11 protein-coding genes are annotated in these 19,597 nt (G+C 43.4%); 5 read left to right on the forward strand and 6 right to left on the reverse strand.

Annotated elements, in window-relative coordinates; all coding sequences use genetic code 11:
* Positions 1-12 precede the first annotated feature (12 nt).
* A complete protein-coding gene (locus J3L18_RS16235; protein WP_129569309.1) occupies positions 13-3,039 on the reverse strand; it encodes a SusC/RagA family TonB-linked outer membrane protein in 3,027 nt (1,008 codons plus the stop codon).
* A gap of 347 nt (positions 3,040-3,386) precedes the next feature.
* Between J3L18_RS16235 and J3L18_RS16240 the strand changes: the two genes are divergently transcribed.
* The 5 genes from J3L18_RS16240 to J3L18_RS16260 all read left to right on the forward strand — a co-directional run bounded on the left by J3L18_RS16240 (position 3,387) and on the right by J3L18_RS16260 (position 10,296).
* Complete coding sequence (locus J3L18_RS16240) at positions 3,387-5,756, forward strand: glycoside hydrolase family 127 protein (RefSeq protein ID WP_189549199.1); 2,370 nt, start codon at positions 3,387-3,389, stop codon at positions 5,754-5,756.
* A gap of 26 nt (positions 5,757-5,782) precedes the next feature.
* Complete coding sequence (locus J3L18_RS16245; protein WP_189549197.1) at positions 5,783-8,185, forward strand: glycoside hydrolase family 127 protein; 2,403 nt, start codon at positions 5,783-5,785, stop codon at positions 8,183-8,185.
* 154 nt (positions 8,186-8,339) lie between these two features.
* On the forward strand, positions 8,340-8,519 hold the full coding sequence (locus tag J3L18_RS16250) for a BF3379 family histone-like protein (RefSeq protein ID WP_090532015.1): 180 nt from the start codon (positions 8,340-8,342) through the stop codon (positions 8,517-8,519).
* Positions 8,520-8,803: 284 nt separating this feature from the next.
* Positions 8,804-9,385 (forward strand): cupin domain-containing protein, encoded by a 582-nt coding sequence (locus tag J3L18_RS16255; protein WP_129569308.1) that lies wholly within the window; start codon positions 8,804-8,806, stop codon positions 9,383-9,385.
* A 68-nt stretch (positions 9,386-9,453) separates the two neighbouring features.
* Entirely contained in the window at positions 9,454-10,296 is an 843-nt protein-coding gene (locus J3L18_RS16260) for a hypothetical protein (RefSeq protein WP_129569307.1), read from the forward strand.
* A gap of 86 nt (positions 10,297-10,382) precedes the next feature.
* Here the strand turns inward: J3L18_RS16260 and J3L18_RS16265 are convergent, their stop codons facing one another.
* From J3L18_RS16265 to J3L18_RS16285, 5 genes are all read right to left on the reverse strand, one after another.
* Positions 10,383-12,221 carry a glycoside hydrolase family 35 protein gene (locus tag J3L18_RS16265; RefSeq protein WP_129569306.1) on the reverse strand — a complete coding sequence of 613 codons (1,839 nt, stop codon included), beginning with the start codon at positions 12,219-12,221 and terminating at the stop codon, positions 10,383-10,385.
* A 49-nt stretch (positions 12,222-12,270) separates the two neighbouring features.
* Positions 12,271-14,703: a glycoside hydrolase family 2 TIM barrel-domain containing protein gene (locus tag J3L18_RS16270; RefSeq protein ID WP_129569305.1), complete on the reverse strand. Its 2,433-nt coding sequence runs from the start codon at positions 14,701-14,703 to the stop codon at positions 12,271-12,273.
* A 22-nt stretch (positions 14,704-14,725) separates the two neighbouring features.
* The gene (locus J3L18_RS16275; protein WP_129569304.1) at positions 14,726-16,261 is read right to left on the reverse strand and encodes a glycoside hydrolase; all 1,536 of its coding nucleotides are present in this window, start codon (positions 16,259-16,261) and stop codon (positions 14,726-14,728) included.
* 55 nt (positions 16,262-16,316) lie between these two features.
* Positions 16,317-17,819 carry an RICIN domain-containing protein gene (locus J3L18_RS16280; RefSeq protein WP_129569303.1) on the reverse strand — a complete coding sequence of 501 codons (1,503 nt, stop codon included), beginning with the start codon at positions 17,817-17,819 and terminating at the stop codon, positions 16,317-16,319.
* Positions 17,820-17,891: 72 nt separating this feature from the next.
* Positions 17,892-19,592, reverse strand: coding sequence for a RagB/SusD family nutrient uptake outer membrane protein (locus J3L18_RS16285; RefSeq protein ID WP_129569302.1), 1,701 nt, complete (start codon positions 19,590-19,592; stop codon positions 17,892-17,894).
* Between the last annotated feature and the right edge of the window lie 5 nt (positions 19,593-19,597).

Raw genomic sequence — 19,597 nt, forward strand, 5'->3', positions numbered from 1 at the left:
TAGTGATTTAAATTATAGGGTAACTTTCAAGCTAAAATCAACTGATTTTGAGGTTGGGGTTGAGAATGAATAGATCCCCTGTGAACCATTTGATGAACCAAATGAGCTAACTTCCGGGTCGCCGCCGGTAAAGTGCGGTGCATGGATCCAAAGGTTGCGGCCCGTTACACTAAATGTTGCCGATTTGAAAGGGCTTTTACTTAACCATGATGGCTTTAAAGTGTAACCCAAACTCACATTACGCAGTTTAACATAGCTGCCGTCCTGGATAACAGACTCCAGCACACCGTTTGCGCGCTGATAATACGCCTGACCGTTAACTGCTACTGTGTTTGGTTGCCCTGTAGTTGCATTTACACCATCAACTACTCTTAAACCACGGTTTTCAGTAACTTTTGGCGTGCCATAGAAATAGCCATAGCCATCAACATTATTTTGAATATCGCCGCCGCGTTTGATATCAAAAAAGAAACTGAAATTGAATTGTTTATACCTGAAGTTGTTGTTAATACCACCAAGCCAGTTAGGGTTAATATTACCTACTATACCCTGGTTATCATCGGCATATGGAAGCCCCGAATCGTCAATCAATAACTTACCTGCAGCGTTACGAGCATAACGGGTACCATATATCACGCCGTAAGGCTGCCCAATAACGACATTGGTAAAGCCAATGTTAATCAATGACAGGTCTTTATAAATAGATAATACCTTATTCCTGTTACGTGTAAAATTTAAAGTAAAGTCCCAGTTAAAGTCGTGGCTTTTTATCGGGTTTACATTTAATAATACTTCAATACCCTTGTTACGCATTACTGCAGAGTTTACACTTGTTGCAGAATACCCTGTTGAGGGCGGAAGCGCCACAGTAGGTATGATACCACCATTTGTTTTTTTATTGTAGAATGAAGCCTCAAGACTGATCCTGTTATTAAAGAAACCCGCCTCAAACCCTGCTTCAAACTCGTTGATACGCTCGTTTTTAAGATTAGGATTGCCCAGTACATCGTTGATTAAAAAACCAGCCTGCTGGTTATAAGGGAAAGAGAGGTTCCGGACAGTTGCTTTATTATATGGGGTTAACAAGCTATAGGCACCAATGCTGCCATCGTTACCAACGGTACCATATGAAACCCTTACCTTGCCCAGATTCATGACCTTTGAAAATTCGGGGCTAAAAAACTCCGAGAATATGAAGCTACCGGCAGCAGAACCATATGGATAAAAGCTGTGGTCTATTGAAAGTACAGAGTTACCATCGTACCGTCCGGTTAATGACAATAGCAGAAAACGTTTATATTCGATATTTGATTGCAGGTAGAAACCCACTTTTCGCTGCAATGATGAGCCTTCACTATAATTAACTGTTGATGCGGAAGCCATATTATACAAACCGGGTACAGTTAAGCCAACACCATTTGCGTATGTACTTTCACCATAGGTAGAGATCAGGTTATTACCCAGCACAACATCCACATTGAAATTGCCAAACTGCTTGTTAGCACTGATTAATAAATCATTATTGTACTGGCGGTAAGTAAGGTTCTGATCAACCAGCCTGCCATTGGGGTTTGACACCGACTGGGTTGATTCATGATACCTGTCCATTTCGGCATAAACATCGGCACCAAACCTTTCGGTAATAGTTAACCACGACAGGGGTTTATAATCGGCAGTAAAAGTTGGCAAAAACCGGTTAACGCCCGAATGGTTCTTGATATTATCCAATACCCAATAAGGGTTATTCCTGGAGAAACGATACAACCGCTGTGTACCATCTGCATTTAAATAAGGCTGCAGATTATATGATACCGGCGCTGTAAAAATTGTCCAAACCGGGCTTTCCAGCGCATAACCTTCCGGCAACCTGTCATTTTGTGAATTGGAGTAATTTAGTTGAAATGTGGTAGTCAGGTTTTTGAGCACTTGCGCACTGTATTTAGCGAAGAAAGTATTGCGCAAAAATTTAGTTGTTGGCACCGTACCCTGCTGGTTAAAATTAGAGTACGAAACCAGGTAAGTAGAATTGTTACCGCCACCGCCGATGTTAACAGTATTATTATACGTGTGGCCGGTTTTAAAAAACAGATCAGACTGGTTATAAACTTTCGCGGGTTGCCCATTTATTTTCAGGGTGTCCATGCGCGCACCCCATGATGTACTTGTTTTTTGATTTACGCCATCATAATAAATACCGTTTGTACCTTGCGAATACTTATTTTGAATTTGAGGCAACAACGGGTTTTCAAAAGAAAAGTCGGACGAAAAAGTGATAAGCGGCTTTTGATTCAAAGCGCCGTTTTTAGTGGTAATAATAACAACACCATTCGCACCCTTTGAACCATAAAGGGCCGTTGCTGCAGCACCTTTCAACACGTTCATACTGGCAATAATAGAGGGATCAATATCAGCCAGTCTATTTGTGCCCGGGCCGGAGTTAAGGTTACCTGTTTCAGCATTATCAACAGGAACCCCGTCAATAACCATTAGGGGTCCATTTTCGCCATAAAATGAAGTTGCGCCTCTGATCACGATCCTTGCGGAGCTACCCGGCGTACCCGATGAGCTTGTAACCTGCACGCCTGATACCTTACCGGCAAGAGCATTTACCAGATTGGGCTCTTTTGACTGCGCAATCGATTCGGCTTTTACCTCCTGGGAGCTGTAAGTTAAGATCCTTTTGTCGCGTTTTATACCCAGAGCGGTAACAACAACTTCGTTCAGCTGTTTATTATCCTCGGCTAAAGCTACATTAACCTGAGCTTGTCCTGTTAACTTAATTTCCTGGGTTGCAAAACCAATAGCGGTTACCATAAGTGTACCCTGCCCGGTATAGTTAAGGCTAAACATACCACTACCGTTGGTAACAGAGCCGGCGCTTGTATTTTTTATTTTAACGGAAGCGCCAACTATGGGCTCGCCCTTCTCGTCGGTTACCTTTCCTTTTAATGTTACTGTTTGCGCGTAGGTGCTGTAACAAAACACAAACACACTTAGTAAAGGCAAAATGAACCTCTTTAGTAATTGTTTAAACTTCATAAATTAAATTTTGGGGTTAAAAACTATATATTACATGCTGTATTTCAGACACGTAAAACTATCTGCGAGCCGCCCCTTGTTTTTTTATGAAATTTGCCAATACTGCCCGTATCTTAACATTACTGTTACAATAGCATTAATTTGATATTATATTTATATAAAAACCCGTTAAAACGTTAATATATTGATAGTTAATTCGCAGTATCGTTAATAAACTCACTGTAAATAACCTGCACGTTAAAAAAACGGATAAAATCCTGCTATCAACTGCAAAATATTATTCAAAATAATTGTGCAAAGCACACTAATTTAGTTGAAAGTTATTCTTACCGTTACACAAACATATCATGCTAATAAAAAAGTGGTTTAAATTGAACTTATGCCTCGTAGCCTGCTTAGCAGGGGCACAAACTATCCAGGCACAATCCTACGTACCCGAATTGAACGATACCCGGGTAAAGATAAAACCGGTAGTTCCGGTTAAAGCCTATTCTTTTAATTTAAAGGACGTTCAATTATTGGAAAGCCCTTTTAAAACGGCAATGGATGCTGATGTTAAATATCTGCTATCTATAGAGCCCGACAGATTGCTTTCGGCTTTCCGCTCGCATTCGGGCCTTACACCTAAAGGTAAAATGTACGAAGGCTGGGAATCGTCAGGTTTAGCAGGGCATACATTAGGACATTACCTGTCGGCCATTTCCATGCACTACGCATCAACCCGGGATCCTGAATTTTTGAAACGCGTAAACTATATAGTTAAAGAACTTGACGAATGCCAGGTAGCCCGTAAAACAGGTTACGTGGGCGCAATCCCCAAAGAAGACACTATCTGGGCCGAGGTTGCCAAAGGCGAGATCCGCTCCCGTGGCTTCGATTTGAACGGTGGCTGGTCGCCATGGTATACTGTGCATAAAATTATGGCCGGTTTACTTGATGCCTATTTATATTGCAATAATGCCGAAGCCTTAAAAGTATGCAAAGGTATGGCCAACTGGACAGGCGAAACCATCAAAAACCTTGATGACGAGAAACTGCAAAAAATGCTGCTGTGTGAATATGGAGGTATGGCAGAAACATTAACTAATCTTTATGCTATTAATGGGGATAAAAAATACCTGGAGCTATCATATAAATTCTATGATAAAAAGATCCTCGATCCCCTATCTCAAAAACAGGATATATTGCCGGGTAAACATTCAAACACCCAAATCCCCAAAATCATTGCCAGTGCACGCAGGTACGAGCTTACCGGCGATAAAAAAGACAAGGCTATAGCCGATTTCTTTTGGGAAACCATTGTTAACCACCATTCCTACGCAACAGGAGGTAACAGCAATTATGAATACCTGAGCGATGCAGACAAACTGAACGATAAGCTAACAGAAAACACTACCGAAACCTGCAATACCTACAACATGCTGAAATTAACCCGGCATTTGTTTGCGGTTGAGCCTTCGGCCATGCTGATGGATTATTACGAGAAAGCGCTGTATAACCATATCCTTGCATCGCAAAACCACACCGATGGGATGATGTGCTACTTTGTACCACTTAGAATGGGCGGCACCAAGCATTACAGCACCCCTTTTGATGACTTTACCTGCTGTGTTGGTTCGGGCATGGAAAACCATGTTAAATACAACGAAAGTATTTATTTTAAAGGTACCGACGGCAGCTTATATGTAAACCTGTTCATCCCCTCAGTACTTAACTGGGCATCAAAAGGTTTATCGGTGAAGCAGCAAAGCAGTTTCCCTAATGATGATCATATCACATTTACGGTGAACACCAAAAAGCCGCTTACCATGGCTATCCGCATCCGTAAACCAAAATGGACTGCCAACCCAACCATCAGCATTAACGGGAAAACTCAAAATGCTGCCACTGATGATCAGGGATATATTGTGCTAAACCGCAAATGGAGCAACAACGATAAAATTGAGTTTACAACACCCGAAAAACTTTATACCGAAGCCATGCCCGACAATGCCAACAGGCGCGCGGTATTTTACGGCCCGGTATTATTGGCTGGTGTTTTAGGCAATACAGAGCCCGATCCGTTGAAAGGTGTTCCGGTTTTTGTAACCAGCGAAACTGACCCTAACCAATGGCTGCAAATGGTTGATAAAAAACAGCTAAGTTTCCGCACGGTGAATATCTCAAAACCCGAAGAAGTTACTTTGATCCCATTCAATCAAACCCAAAATCAATACTATTCTGTTTACTGGGACGTATTTACACCACAGGCCTGGGTTGTGCAGCAAAAAGCGTATGATGAACAAAGGAAAAAACAACAGGAACTCGAAGCCCGCACCATGGATATTTTGCGTGTAGGCGAAATGCAGCCCGAGCGCGATCATAACTTCAGCAGTGAAAACGCCACTACAGGCGAAGATCACCAAAAGAAATGGCGGTCGACAGAGAACGGAGGCTTTCTGCAATACGAAATGAAGGTTGATGCCAATGCACAAAACACGCTGATTAACAGCTACTGGGGCATGGATAACCGCGGCAGAAAATTTGACATCCTGATTGATGGCGTTAAATTGGCTTCTGAAGATTTGAACCAATATAAAGAGAGCCGTTTTTACGATATCAGCTACACCTTGCCTATTGAACTGACAAAAGGCAAACAAAAAGTAACCGTAAAACTGTTGCCGCAAAAAGAGAACAGCGCAGGCCCGGTTTACGGCAGCCGGATGGTTAAAAACTAATTTTAAAGTAAAAGAACTTGAATATCATGATCAATAAACAAAAAGTTGCCGGTGCGCTTGCCTTTTCACTGGCTGCACTTACAAGTCCGGTATTGGCACAGCAAAAAGATTACCCTATTCAACCTGTTGTCTTCACCAGCGTACATGTAAATGACAACTTCTGGCAGCCCAAAATGGAAGTAAATGCCACCGTTACCATTCCGTATGTACTGGCGCAATGTAAGGCAAACGGGCGTATGGATAACTTTTTACGTGCGGCAAAAAAACTGGATGGCGATAAACTAAGTGAGTTTCCGTTTGATGATACAGACGTTTATAAGGCCATTGAAGGTGCATCCTATTCTATGCAGAATAAAAGGAACCCGCAGCTTGATAAATCCATTGATAGCCTCATCTCCATTATTGGCGCGGCCCAGGAGCCGGATGGCTATCTATACACTTTCAGGACTGTTAACGCCAAAAAGCCGCATGAATGGATAGGTTCCAAACGCTGGGAAAAGGAAGAAGACCTTAGCCACGAACTATATAACGCAGGCCACCTTTACGAAGCCGCTGTAGCACATTACCAGGCAACCGGTAAACGCACACTGCTCAACATTGCCATAAAAAATGCTGACCTACTTGTTAAAACTTTCGGGCCGGGCAAAATTGAGGAATATCCAGGCCACCAGATTGTGGAGATCGGCTTATCAAAAATGTACCGGGTTACCGGCAACAAACAATACCTCGACCTTGCCAAATTCTTTTTAGATGTACGCGGCCCAAAAGGAGATGCTTACAACCAGGCCGATAAAAAGGTAGTTGACCAGCATGAAGCCGAAGGGCACGCGGTACGGGCTGCTTACATGTACACCGGCATGGCCGATATTGCTGCATTGACAGGTAATACCAAATATTTGGCAGCCATAGATGATATCTGGAGCGATGTGGTAACCAAGAAATTATACATCACCGGCGGCATCGGTGCAACCGGGGCAGGTGAAGCTTTTGGCGAGGCATATCAATTACCTAATATGTCGGCCTATGCAGAAACCTGTGCGGCCATTGGCAACGTTTACTGGAACAACAGGATGTTCCTGCTGCACGGCGATTCGAAATATATTGATGTGCTTGAGCGTACGCTTTATAATGGCCTGTTATCGGGCGTCTCGTTGAGTGGTAACAGATTTTTCTATCCAAATCCGCTGGCTTCCATGTTCCAGCACCAGCGCAGCGCTTGGATCAGTTGTGCCTGCTGTATCAGTAACATGACCCGCTTTTTACCTTCATTACCGGGTTATGTGTATGCCAAAAACAAAAACGACCTGTACGTTAACCTGTTCATGAGCAACTCAAGCAATATCAAACTTACTGAGGGTAACGTGAACATAGTACAGCAAACGGATTACCCATGGAAAGGTAGGGTGGATATCACTGTTAACCCCGATAAAGTGGGTGAATTTACATTAAGGGTACGTATCCCGGGCTGGGCAAAACAACAACCTGTACCCGGCGATCTGTATACCTTCATGAATAAGAAGTCTTTCCCGCTTACATTGATGATCAACGGGCAGGCAAAATCATTTGAAACAGAAAAAGGCTACGCCGTTTTAAAACGCACCTGGAAAAAAGGCGATAAGGTTTCACTTTTATTACCGATGGAAACCGAAAAGGTATTGGCCAATCAACAGGTTAAAGACGACCGTGGCAGATTTGCCTTTGAGCGCGGCCCTATCGTTTATTGCCTTGAAGGCCCTGATAACAAGGATAGCCTGGTACAAAACATATTAATTGATAAAAACGCCATTGCCGATGCCAACTATCATGCCGACCTGCTTAACGGTGTTGATGTAATCAGCGCAGAAGGAAAAAGCGCCAAACGCCAACTAAAAACCGACAGCATTTTACAAACCGAGCAAATGGTGAAGGCTATCCCCTACTATGCCTGGGCCAATCGCGGTCCCAGCGAAATGACCGTTTGGATCCCTTATGAAACTTCGGCAGTGCGGCCAAAACCGGCACCTACCATTGCCAGCACCAGCAAAGTGAGCGCGTCGTTAAAAAACGTAAGGATGTTTGCTGCCATAAAAGATCAGTATGAACCCGCCGATTCCAAAGATACCAACTACCCATACCTGCACTGGTGGCCCGCCAAAAACACCAATGAGTTTGTGCAATATGATTTTGATGCCGAACATACCGTAAGCGAATCGAAAGTTTACTGGTACGATGACGGCCCATGGGGTGGCTGCCGTATCCCGGTATCGTACAAGATCCTGTATAAAAAAGACGGGCAGTGGGTTCCTGTTAAAAATACTACACCCTACGCCATAAGTAAAGATAGCTTTAACGTAGTTACTTTTGAGCCAGTTGCTACTACAGCCTTACGGATGGAAATTCAGTTACCGGTTGATAATTCTTCCGGGATCCACGAATGGGCGGTTAAATAACCTCCTGTTATCCATAATAACAGTAAAGCCTTTCCGTTTATGCGAAAGGCTTTACTATTTTAATTACACCGCAACGGAATACTTTAAGTATGAAAAAGCCCATTTTACCTATAAACTTATATTCCCTACATTTGCGGCCTTAAAAAATAAAAAAATGATAAATTTCGAAAAAGTGAAAGAAGTAATCGCAGCAGCTGAAGCTGATGCGGCAAGCTTTTATGAAAAAGGCAACAAAGCTGCCGGTACAAGGTTGCGTAACGCTATGCAACAGTTAAAAGTATTAGCTACGGATATCCGTAAAGAAGTTACTGAAAAGAAAAACGCAGCAGCTTAATCACTGTTAAAAATGTTTTTAGATAAAGCGGGGCTGGTTTTCCATGTACCCGCTTTATTTTTTTTCGATGCCACTGCCATTTCAATCACTCGCTTGGGTTTTTCCACGGCGGCGAACTGCCTAAAGCACAACAAGGCATAGCAAGTACAATCTACTGCCCGACACACAGGTTTAAAATGTAACGAACCAGAAAGTATTTGTAACAAACTCAAAAGTATTTTCACTCCCGTTGATCTTTCTTTGTAAACCTTCTGAAAAAACATTCATAATCAAAACAACCCGATATGAAACGGAATACATTTGTACGCGCTTTGATCGGCGCTGCCACATTTTTAGCTATTCCATTTGATGGAGTTGCCAATAACCTCTTCAAAACCAGGGAAAAGAAAGGCTTTAAAATCGATGCAGGAGCAGATCGCGCTCAAAATTCAATGCACTTATTTGATGGTGATACTTTCTATACCAAAGTTTCAACCAGAGATACTGATGGTGATATGTATGTTTATGAATCAACCCGGGTTAAAAAAGGCGGGCCTAACCTACATGTACATTATGAGCAGGACGAATGGTGGTATATTTTAGAAGGTGAATTTCAAATAAAAGTAGGAGATCAGCTATTTCATACCAAACCCGGCGACAGTGTATTTGGACCGCGGGGCGTTCCGCACACTTTTACTAAAATAGGCGATGGCGCACCAGCTAAAATGCTGATTACCTTTCAGCCGGCCGGTAAAATGGAAGCTTGTTTCCAGGCATTGAGCGATGGTTTGATGAAAGGTAAATCCGAAGCCGAGCTTGACGCGTTCAGAAAGGAACATGGCTTTGAACGTGTAGGCCCCCCGCTTGATTACTATAAAAAGTTTTAGCCGACGCAACCATCATTTTTACCAAATAATTTATTTCTGATGTTAATTTATATACCTTCTTACTTATCATGAAGTGGCTTGCTTTTAAACAAAAACTGAGCCTGGTTTACTTATGCCTTATACCTTTAGCAGTTGTAGCTATAGGATTTGGGATAGGCCATGTGAGTTATAAAATTTATTTGCCAATTTGGGTTGTTAACGCCTGTTTAATGGTAGCAGCAACGTGGCATTTAGGTGGCTATCAACTCCGAAACAATAACCAGGAGATAAAGAAGCAGGTAATCACAGCTTTATTACTATTTGCACCCTGGCTATTATTTTCCATTTTCGCCGGAATGGGGCCACCACCTGCTACTTTACAAGGTTGGGTAAATGCTGCTGCAGAGCAGCAGATCCGGTATACTATACTCATTGCAGGCGGTATTTTGTTTGCGCTTGGTTCTGCATTATTGAAAGTAAAATTACAGGCGGCAGGCGAAAATCTATATTCGGTAATGGCTTCAGCAGCGATTAATCTTTCATTGCCACTCTTTATCATCAACATGGCTTTTTGGGGATATTACCTAACTGATGCATTCCGGGTGTTTATACAATCAGGTGTTTCCAAACGCCCGGACCTGCATGGGCCAATAAAAAGTTTATTTTATGTGATCAGTATAGCCGAAGTATTACTGATGTACCTTGGCACCGTATTTTTTGCCGTTTCACTTAAAGTCACCGGGCGTTTTAATCCGGTTGCCTGCCGGTATTATATCATCTTCGGTTTAATCGGCATGATGCTGGTTGTATTACCATCCTACTGGCCCGAGCCATTCGGCACCGCCGGTTACCTTGTTGCTATACCTGCCATCCCTTTCATAATGCCATACCTTATTGGTGTACACCTGTTAAAGCATGCTAAAGCTGATTAGCTCAAAACTTGTAATATAATAAAAGAGGGCGCTGCTACTTTTTCTTTAAAGTAACAGCGCCCTCCTTTTAATTGGCTACCCTGACCCTATTTCCCTAAAACATCCAAAACAGGGTGATCAATCGCATTTAATGTATTTTCTGATGGTTTTATCAGTTCAAGTACGGTAATTTCATTATTACCTTTTTTGAGCCATTCAACCGGCACATACAAGGTTTGCTGAGGACCGCAATTCCAGTAGCGGCCTAAGTTGTGTCCGTTGAGCCAAACAATACCCTTACCCCATGTACTCATATCAAGATAGGTATCGGCCAATTTATCAACCTTGAAAACTGCTTTTTTCAATTGCGGTGTGTTGTTAGCTGCAACCTTTTTAATTGCCGGATTTGTTTTCACTTTATTGATATCATCAAAAGGCAGTGAATACATTTTCCAGTTTTTCAGCTCAGTACCGGCAAAAAGTACCTTTTCGGTAATACCCTTTTTGTTTTTAAGCAGATAAGGCCCAAAATTGATGCGGCCAAGGTTTTCAACCAAAATATCCAATGTTACCTTTCCTTTTGGTAAGCTGATCATTAAGCTATCCTGGTATTTGCGCCTGTCGACGATCCCCACACGCTTACCGTTTACGAAGATCATGCCATAATCGCGCAGGTCTTTCAATTTAAGCAGACCAGATTTGCCGCCGTTAATGGTTGTACGATACAACACAAAACCGTAAGCCTGGTTCAGGTCTTCAAAGGTAAGCGGAGTATTGTTGGCCTTTGCGAGCGGCAACACATTAAACAAACTGGTTGATTTGGTAAATTTAATTGCAGGCAAACCCATAGCAGGCTTAGCAGCAGGAACATCGGGCAGGGTTACACCTGCAGGTAGGTGTTTAGCGATCACCTCTCTAAACTTCATGAACTTATCTGTAGCGTTACCTGCCTCGTCAAGCGGGGCATCATAATCATAACTACTGATTTGCGGTTCATAAGGATTTTGATCATTATAGTTTGCACCATTCATGAAACCGCGTGTTGTGCCGCCATGAAACATATACATGTTAATGGAAATACCTGCTGCCAATACCGAATCAAGCTTTGGGATAAATTTAGCCGCCGGTACAGTATGATGCGCGGTTCCCCACCAGTCGAACCAGGCCGGGTACCATTCGGCAATAAAATAAGGGCCCTTGCCATTATAATTTTCGCCGATCAATTTTTTAACTTTTGCTACATCATCGACACCGTTTATAGCAGGCAGCAAGCCCGGTAAATGACCATCCTTTATAGCTGGTTCAGGGTCGCAGGTGTAAAGCTGTCCATCAAAACCGGCATCTATAAACATTTTACGATTAAGGGCCAGGTAATCTTTATCGCTACCGTACGACCCGTATTCATTCTCTATCTGTACCATTAAAATATTGCCGCCGTGGTTCACCAACAGTGGCGACAATTGCTTACCTACCTGGGTAAGATATTTTTTATAAGCTTCCAGGTATTTAGGCTCCTTGCTGCGCACCACTAAGCCCTGCTCTTTTTCAAGCCAGTAAGGATAGCCACCAAACTCCCATTCGGCGCAAACGTACGGGCTTGGGCGCAGTATCACCCAAAGGCCTTCCTCCTTTGCTATTTTAACAAACTCAGCTATATCATGATTGCCTGTAAAATCATAATGCCCTTTCTGTGGTTCGTGAACATTCCAGAAAACATAGGTGCCAATAGTATTTAAACCCATTGCTTTGGCCATTTTCATACGCTGGCGCCAGGCCTCGCGCGGAACGCGGGTATAGTGCATTTCGCCTGAAATGATCTGCAGCGGTTTACCATCAAGCAGAAATGTGGTATCGCCAAGAGCAAAAGTATGCTTGGCATTTTGCGCCTGCAGCTTTGCTGATGCAAACAGGATAACAAAGAGGAACAGTAGTTTTATAAGTTTCATAAATTGAAAAAATGCAGGGTTTTAGTTTTTATTTGTATAAGGGGGTTGACTATTTTACTGTTAATGTTATAGTTGATGATTTAAGATTACCGGCACTAAACTGAACCTGTACCACTCCAGGCTTGCCTGTAGTTTGTACATAGGCCAATAAGCGCCCATGCAATGCTTTACGTTTATTTGATTGGTAGCTTTCATGGCTGCTGTTGCTGCCGCTTTCAAGGCCTAATAGTTTAGCCGCGCCGTTAATTGTTACTGTTATCTCATCGGTAGCAGTAAATACAGGGTTACCATTTCTATCGGTAATGTAAACCTCGATCTGGCTCAAGCCTTTGGTGTTAAGGCTAAACAGGGTATTATCAGCTACAATTTTAAGTTGATAAGCATCGCCGGCTGTTTTTATGCTATTGGTACATACTTCAATACCGTTGTTGTAGCCTTTAACAACCAGCTCGCCCGGCTCATAGTCAACCTGCCATGATGGAACCTGCCCTCTTGCGGCGCCGCTTATTTGTTTACCAAGAGATTTGCCATTCAGGAACAATTCTGTTTCCTGGCAATTGGTAAAGCAATCAACTTTTACTTTACTGCCAGATTGCCAATTCCAAACAGGCTCGGCAGTACGGTGGCTCCAGATCCCTTTGTCATCGGTCCCGGTTATAGGACGTGCACCTATATAAGCCATGGGCTTGTCCGACCAAAGACTTTGCCTGAAGAAATATTCAGGCTTTTTAAAGCCGGCCAGGTCAATAAGTCCTGCTCCGTTACTGCGCTGCGGCCATTTGCCGGCTTCACCCAGGTAATCTATACCAGTCCACAGGTATTGGGCCGAAATATATTCATTACTGTCTACAGCGTTCCAGGCTTGTTTTTGCATGCCGTTTTCACTGCCGTAAATGATACGGTTGGGGTATTTTTTATGATCTTCGGGGTACCTATATTCCTGGTAATTATAGCCCACAACATCTAATACATCAGGGTAGCCAACTTCGTTCGACATCACCACACCGGCCAGCGCGGCAGTTACCGAGCGGGTTTGATCAACGGCTTTTACAGCTTTAACCAGTTGTTTGGCTATCGGTGTTAAACCGCTTGCCGGGGGATGATCAGGCAGGTAGCCCTTACCATAGATCTGCGGGTTGCGGCCGGTGTTTAACACCTCATGGGTATACGGGTCGTTGGGATAATCTATTTCGTTACCAATGCTCCACATAATGATAGATGGATGGTTACGCGCTCGCAGTACCATATCAGCTACATCCCGATCTGCCCATTCTTTAAAATATTCGTGGTATCCGTTTTTGGATGGCGTACCAACATTCCAGCCTGCTACCCATTTGTTTTTTCCTACCTCCCATTCGTCAAAAGCTTCGTCCATTACTAAAAAGCCCATCTTATCGCACAAATCGTATAAATAATCGGCATGAGGGTTATGGCTTAACCTGAGCGAATTTACTCCTGCATCTTTCAATAATTTCAACCTGCGTACCCAAACTTCCTGCGGAACGGCTACACCCAGGGCGCCTGCATCATCATGGATACAAACGCCTTTAAGTTTGGTGCTTTTACCATTTAAAAAGAAACCCTTATCCTTATCGAAACGGATACCGCGGATCCCTACAGATTGCGTTACCTCGTCAAATGCTTTACCATTGCGGCTAAGTGAAACCTGTAATTTATAGAGCTCGGGCTTTTCGGTATCCCATAGTTGGGGGGACGATAATTCTTTCTCAAACTCAACCTCGTGTACTCCCGGTTTTGCTTTTATTTGTTTTTGGAGGGCAATAGCCGCTTTTCCTTTCTCATCAAGCAGGTTTACTTTCACTAATACAGAAGCATCAACCTTGTTGCTGTTGGTAACACTCACCTTAACTTTTACGGTAGCTTTCTCTGCCGAAACATCAGGCGTTGTAAATGCTACATCCCAGGGGGCAATGTGTACAGGATCTTTAACTATCAGGTATACATTACGATAAATACCCGAGCCGGTATACCACCTTGAATCAGCGAACTCGCTGTGATCTACTCTTACAGCTATCGTATTTTTTCCGGTTAAATTTAGATACCTGGTCAGCTCATACTGAAACGCAATAAAACCATTTGGACGTTTACCTAAATAATGCCCGTTGATCCATACCTCGCTGTTTTTATATACGCCATCAAAATAAATATAAACCTGCTTCCCCTTCCATGCATTATTACCGGCGAAGCTCTTTTTGTACCAGCCAATCCCCCCGGGCAAATAACCGGTAGCACTTGCCCATTCGTCGCTAAAAGGGTCTTCAATGCTCCAGTCATGCGGCAGATCGACAGTTCTCCATTGCGTTTCGGAAGCGATCCCGCTGATCCCCTTGCCGATATCGCCCTTGTGGAAAGACCATGCCGCATTAAATAAAACCGGCTTACCAATGCCCTGCGCCTTAAGTAAGCCAGGTAGCATTAACATGCCAAGTACAAAAAGTAGCAGATGTTTTTTATTTTTCATTTGATGATAGAGAGATAAATTGCTATTTAATGACACCTGTAAACGTAACAATGGAACGTGCCGGAACAACATTCTTATCGCCGGCTACTTTACCGGCTTTAAGCTCATCAACCTGCGATGTTAAATAGGATGATGTAAACTGAACTTTAGCATTATCCATATGGAATGCCGCGCTTACCTCATTGGCACCCTGGTTAATTATAACCACGGTTAAGTTTTTTCCATTTTTAAATGCCGATACCAGCAAGGGCTTTCCCTCAGCTACTGATGAAACTTCAGCATCAACCCTCACAGCTCCGGGTTTAACAAACCTGCTGTAGTTACCCATGGCCCAAAGCATTTTACTGCCGTAAAAATTGCCGTCGGTTTTATTTTTGTCGATGTAGATGAGGCCATCCTTATAATCATAGGCCGAAATAGCTGTCCACCATTGCCAGGCCGACGCGTTGGCCGCTGTAAGATCGGTATGGATCACCGATGCTAAATACAAGGCCGCGTTAATACCTAAATCACGTTTGTTGCCATCTATCTCGCCCGCGTTATCTCCTAAGATGCAATATTCAGATTGCCATAAATTAAGTCTTTTAACAGTTGTCACACTATCGGCCAGTGCAGTACGGGCTTTTACTGACGATGCCATTGGCGAAGTAGTAAAATAGCTATGCGCCGAAATAGTTTTGGCTACAGATGGGAGATCGCCTATATAATTAGCCGATCCCGGTTTAAAAAAATCTACGATCTGATTGCCTTTTCCTGGCTTATCACCTTTGGTGAATAAATAGTTGATGCTTCCTGCTTCACCAACTAAAATCTTTGAGCTAATCTTATTATTGATAAATTCTTTATTGATGGCCCGTATCAATCCTGCTACCTCGGCATTATTATATGGGGCACCCTCCTGACCGCCATCGCTCCAATCCCACTGGGGTTCATTTATCGGGCTTATATAGTCAAATTTCACTTTACATACCTGCTCAACTCCCTTTACAACTTTAGCCAGGAACACGGCATAAGCATCATACTTATCCGGTGCTATATTAACTTTGCCTACGGTAGCGTAAGCCTTACCATTAATAGTAAACTGCACCGGCGGACTGTTATTAAAACCTAAAAATTGCTTAACCCCGCGCTTTTTGGCAGCCTCAAGAAACCACAACTGCCCGGCCTGGTTTTGCCAGTTATAGCTGCCATCGCTGTTTAAAAACGATTCAGCACGACGCCACTCGTCTTTAATGCCACTTTCGTTTCCCTGCTGGGTACTGCCTGCACCAATGTTAAACCTCCATAATGATAAGCCTATGCCTATAGGCGAACCATCGGCATAGGTATCCCGGCTAAAAAGCAGGTCGGCAATTTTATTGCGCTTATCATCAGGCCAGTTACCCACAAACTGGCATGCCCACGCATCCGACGCACCAAAATTGCTAATGGTTTGATGCGTTTTTGAAAAATTGATATCAATAGTTACTTCTTTGCCCTGGCCGCTTACAAAAGGAATATTAATCCCCAAAACGGCCGCAGCCAGCAGTATTTTTTTTATAGTAGTTTTTATTATCATCGTGTTTAAATCAACAAATAAAACAGCACTGTTTAGCGCTGTTTTTATTGCAATATTATTGTTGCACTATTTGCCATTGCTGGTTAGTAGCGCCGCCATAAGGCCACTGAATGATGCCTGCACCATTTGTGGTTGATGCGCCGTTAACATCAAGCGCAAGCCCGCTGTTACGGTTAATTACTTTATAAATGCCATCGCTGGTAGCAGTAAGCTGCCATTGCTGGTTGTTGCCACCGTTCCACGGCCATTGTATAATGCCCGCGCCATTGGCAGTTGAACTCATGTTAACATCAAGCGCCTGAGTGCTGTTGCGGTTAGTTATTTTGTAATAGCTGCCGCCGTTGGCAGCAACAACCCATTGCTGGTTATTGCCCCCGTTTTGAGGCCATTGTATGATACCTGCTCCATTGGCAGTTGAGCCGCCATTAACATCAAGTGCCTGGCCGCTGTTAACATTTAAAAACCTGTAGTATGCACCGGTATAAAATGTATCGGTACCACCGGCACCTACTCCCCAGGCATATTTAATGCGGCTTAACCCCGATGCATTTGTAGTTGATACAGTAAGGCTTGTACCTGTACCGTTCAGTTGTTGAATGGCATAGCTATCGCCGGTACGTACGCCCGGCCAGTAAACCGCGCCCATGCCGTAGGCTCGTGCCTGGTTGGTTAATCCCTGCAGGTACGCTATTTCCTGGTCACCGCCAATAGCGCCGGTATAATTTTTACCACCTGTCATCGGGATACCAAACTCGGTAAGAACCGCGCGGCTACTATAAGCGCCGATATTGCCTTTTAAGCGATTTTCCCATTGCAAGGCTGTTGTAAGTGTGCCATTGCTGAAAAAGGTGTAATCATGTATTGACAGCAAGCAACCCGAAAAACGGCTATCGGCACCTACCCCGGTAATATCCTGCGAATAGGAAGTACCGCTAATGAGGATCCTGCCTTGCGGAACAGATGGATAGTTGCTTAACCACTGGGCGCAAATAGTTGTCCAGTCGGTTAAAGAATAGCCATGCGGCTCGTTAAATATTTCAAAGTACACGTGGGCATTGCTGCCGTATTTGTTTACAATGGTTTGCCACATCGACCAAAATTCGGTGGTATTATCTATCTTACCATCTTCGGATGATTTGGCTTCCCAGTAGCCCAGTATGACATTCATTCCCTTGCTCAATGCTTTATCAATAACACCTGTGTAAGAGCTCCACCAGGTTTGCGATACGGTTGAATAGTTTACAGGCAGCCTTACTGTATTTGCCCCTGTATTAGCCTGTATGCCTGTTAATACAGCATCAGCTTTAGCCGATACCGTGGCATAACTATCAGCAGATGTTAAACCGCTTAATACCAGTATCCCGTCGCTAAAATTATCACCATCGGCCGCCCAGTTAACGCCTTTCAGCGCGCTTGCCGGTGTTGAATCTAAAGTGACTGTTTTATCTCCTGTTTTTACTTCATCCTGGTTTGATGTTTTTTTTACTGATACGATATCCTTTTTACACCCGGCCACCAAACAACACATCGCTATTAATGCAATATTTAAGTTCTTCATAATTTGCTATAGGTTATAATTGGAAGGAAAAAAGGGGGGAAGAAAGAAACTCTTCCCCCGGAATATTGGTTATTAGTAACCAGGGTTTTGTTGTAACTGACCACCTGATGCCTGGATTTCACTCCTTGGTATCGGTAACCAATAATGTTTGGTTGCAAAAGAGCGGCCATCCAAAGCTATTTTTGGCGTGTAAACAAAGTTGCCATTGGCATCTTTAGTGATAATTACACCACCAGCCGGTTTATTTTCGGTAACATCCGCAATTTTCCAGCGGCGTACATCGTAAAAACGGTGCTCTTCAAATGCCAGCTCCACACGACGCTCGTAACGCACGGCATCACGCATCTGTGATTGTGACATACCTGCAGCCAAAGGAGGCATATTAACACTTGGACGTGAACGGATCAGGTTAATAGCAGTACGTGCAGATAAGCTTGAACCGGAAGGGATCACATCTGGTCCGTAAGCTTCATTAGCTGCTTCAGCAAAATTCAACAGGATCTCGGCATAGCGGAAATAGATCCATGGCTGGAAGCCCGCGTTACCCCACGGATTTTGAAGCGGATATGCATCATTCATATATTTTTTGAGGTAATAACCTGTTTTGGTAGTATTCCAGTTATCTGCTCCGTCTTTGCTATCCTTACCACCTGGAATAAAAGATTCAATAGCCCGGCCCCTGTACATCGCACCATTGTATAATACAGTAGCTGCAAATCTTGGATCGCGGTGGTCGTAAGGGTGTGTCGGATCATAACCTGATGTTGGATCGGTAATAGCTTTACCATTATCCATTTCGTAATCATCAACCAAATTTTGCAGCGGTGTATTACCTGCCCAACCGCCGTACCCATTTGGCCCGTTGGCTATTTCAAGGTGCGTATGGTTTGCATTTTTAGTATATAAACGTTCAAAAATGGTTTCGTTGGTTTCGTTAACTAAAAACAGATTATTATAGCCACCAGTGTAGATACCATATTTATTCAAACTGATAACTGCCTGTGCGGCGGTAACCGCATCGGCCCAGGTACCTGCAGCATACAATGGGCTTGCAGCATATAATTTCAGCCTTGATTTTAAAGCCAACGCCGCGCCTTTTGTAGCACGACCCAAAAGCCAGCTACCATCATTGTTCAACGGCAATTTTGAAGCGGCATCATCAAGCTGCGTAGTAGTGTAATCGATACTCTCTTTGATTGAAGCACGTTTAAATAGCGATGGATCCTGCAAATTATCGGTAAGCTGGGTAACCTTATCGCCTATCAAAACAACACCACCGTAGTTACGAATCAAATCCTGGTAACGGAAAGCCCTGATAAATTTAAGCTCACCTTCAATAAGTGTTTTATGTCCGGCACTCATTGCTATTTTCGGCAATATGCTCAAAGCATAGTTACATTCTCTGATACTACGGTAGCTGCGGGCCCAAAGTACACCTGCACCACCTAAGTTTTCGGGCGCAAGCTGACCTCTTTGAATAAGCCAGGTAGCATCATCATTATTATAAATTGATTCATCGGTTAAAGAGCTCCACATACTGTACTCAAAACCGCGGCCAAAACCAGGGTTTGATCCGTCACCTTCCTTGTCCTGAAGCTTAGCGCCGATATAGCGATTGGTTACATAAGCCTCAAACACGGCTGTATCCGATTCAATGGCAGATGTAGCAATCCTGTCGGTAGGTTGTACATCTAAAAGGCTCTTTTTACATGCTGTAAAGCCCATCATACCGCATACCATTAAATATAGCGGGGTTTTATATTGTAGTTTCATGTCGT

It is taken from the genome of Mucilaginibacter gossypii, assembly GCF_017569325.2.
Taxonomy (GTDB): Bacteria; Bacteroidota; Bacteroidia; order Sphingobacteriales; family Sphingobacteriaceae; genus Mucilaginibacter; species Mucilaginibacter gossypii.

Excerpts from the sequence above, each read along its gene's own strand:
- J3L18_RS16275 (WP_129569304.1), bottom strand. The coding sequence starts at position 16,261 with ATGATAATAAAAACTACTATAAAAAAAATACTGCTGGCTGCGGCCGTT.
- J3L18_RS16280 (WP_129569303.1), bottom strand. The coding sequence starts at position 17,819 with ATGAAGAACTTAAATATTGCATTAATAGCGATGTGTTGTTTGGTGGCC.
- J3L18_RS16265 (WP_129569306.1), bottom strand. The coding sequence starts at position 12,221 with ATGAAACTTATAAAACTACTGTTCCTCTTTGTTATCCTGTTTGCATCA.
- J3L18_RS16235 (WP_129569309.1), bottom strand. The coding sequence starts at position 3,039 with ATGAAGTTTAAACAATTACTAAAGAGGTTCATTTTGCCTTTACTAAGT.
- J3L18_RS16250 (WP_090532015.1), top strand. The coding sequence starts at position 8,340 with ATGATAAATTTCGAAAAAGTGAAAGAAGTAATCGCAGCAGCTGAAGCT.
- J3L18_RS16270 (WP_129569305.1), bottom strand. The coding sequence starts at position 14,703 with ATGAAAAATAAAAAACATCTGCTACTTTTTGTACTTGGCATGTTAATG.
- J3L18_RS16255 (WP_129569308.1), top strand. The coding sequence starts at position 8,804 with ATGAAACGGAATACATTTGTACGCGCTTTGATCGGCGCTGCCACATTT.
- J3L18_RS16260 (WP_129569307.1), top strand. The coding sequence starts at position 9,454 with ATGAAGTGGCTTGCTTTTAAACAAAAACTGAGCCTGGTTTACTTATGC.
- J3L18_RS16285 (WP_129569302.1), bottom strand. The coding sequence starts at position 19,592 with ATGAAACTACAATATAAAACCCCGCTATATTTAATGGTATGCGGTATG.
- J3L18_RS16245 (WP_189549197.1), top strand. The coding sequence starts at position 5,783 with ATGATCAATAAACAAAAAGTTGCCGGTGCGCTTGCCTTTTCACTGGCT.
- J3L18_RS16240 (WP_189549199.1), top strand. The coding sequence starts at position 3,387 with ATGCTAATAAAAAAGTGGTTTAAATTGAACTTATGCCTCGTAGCCTGC.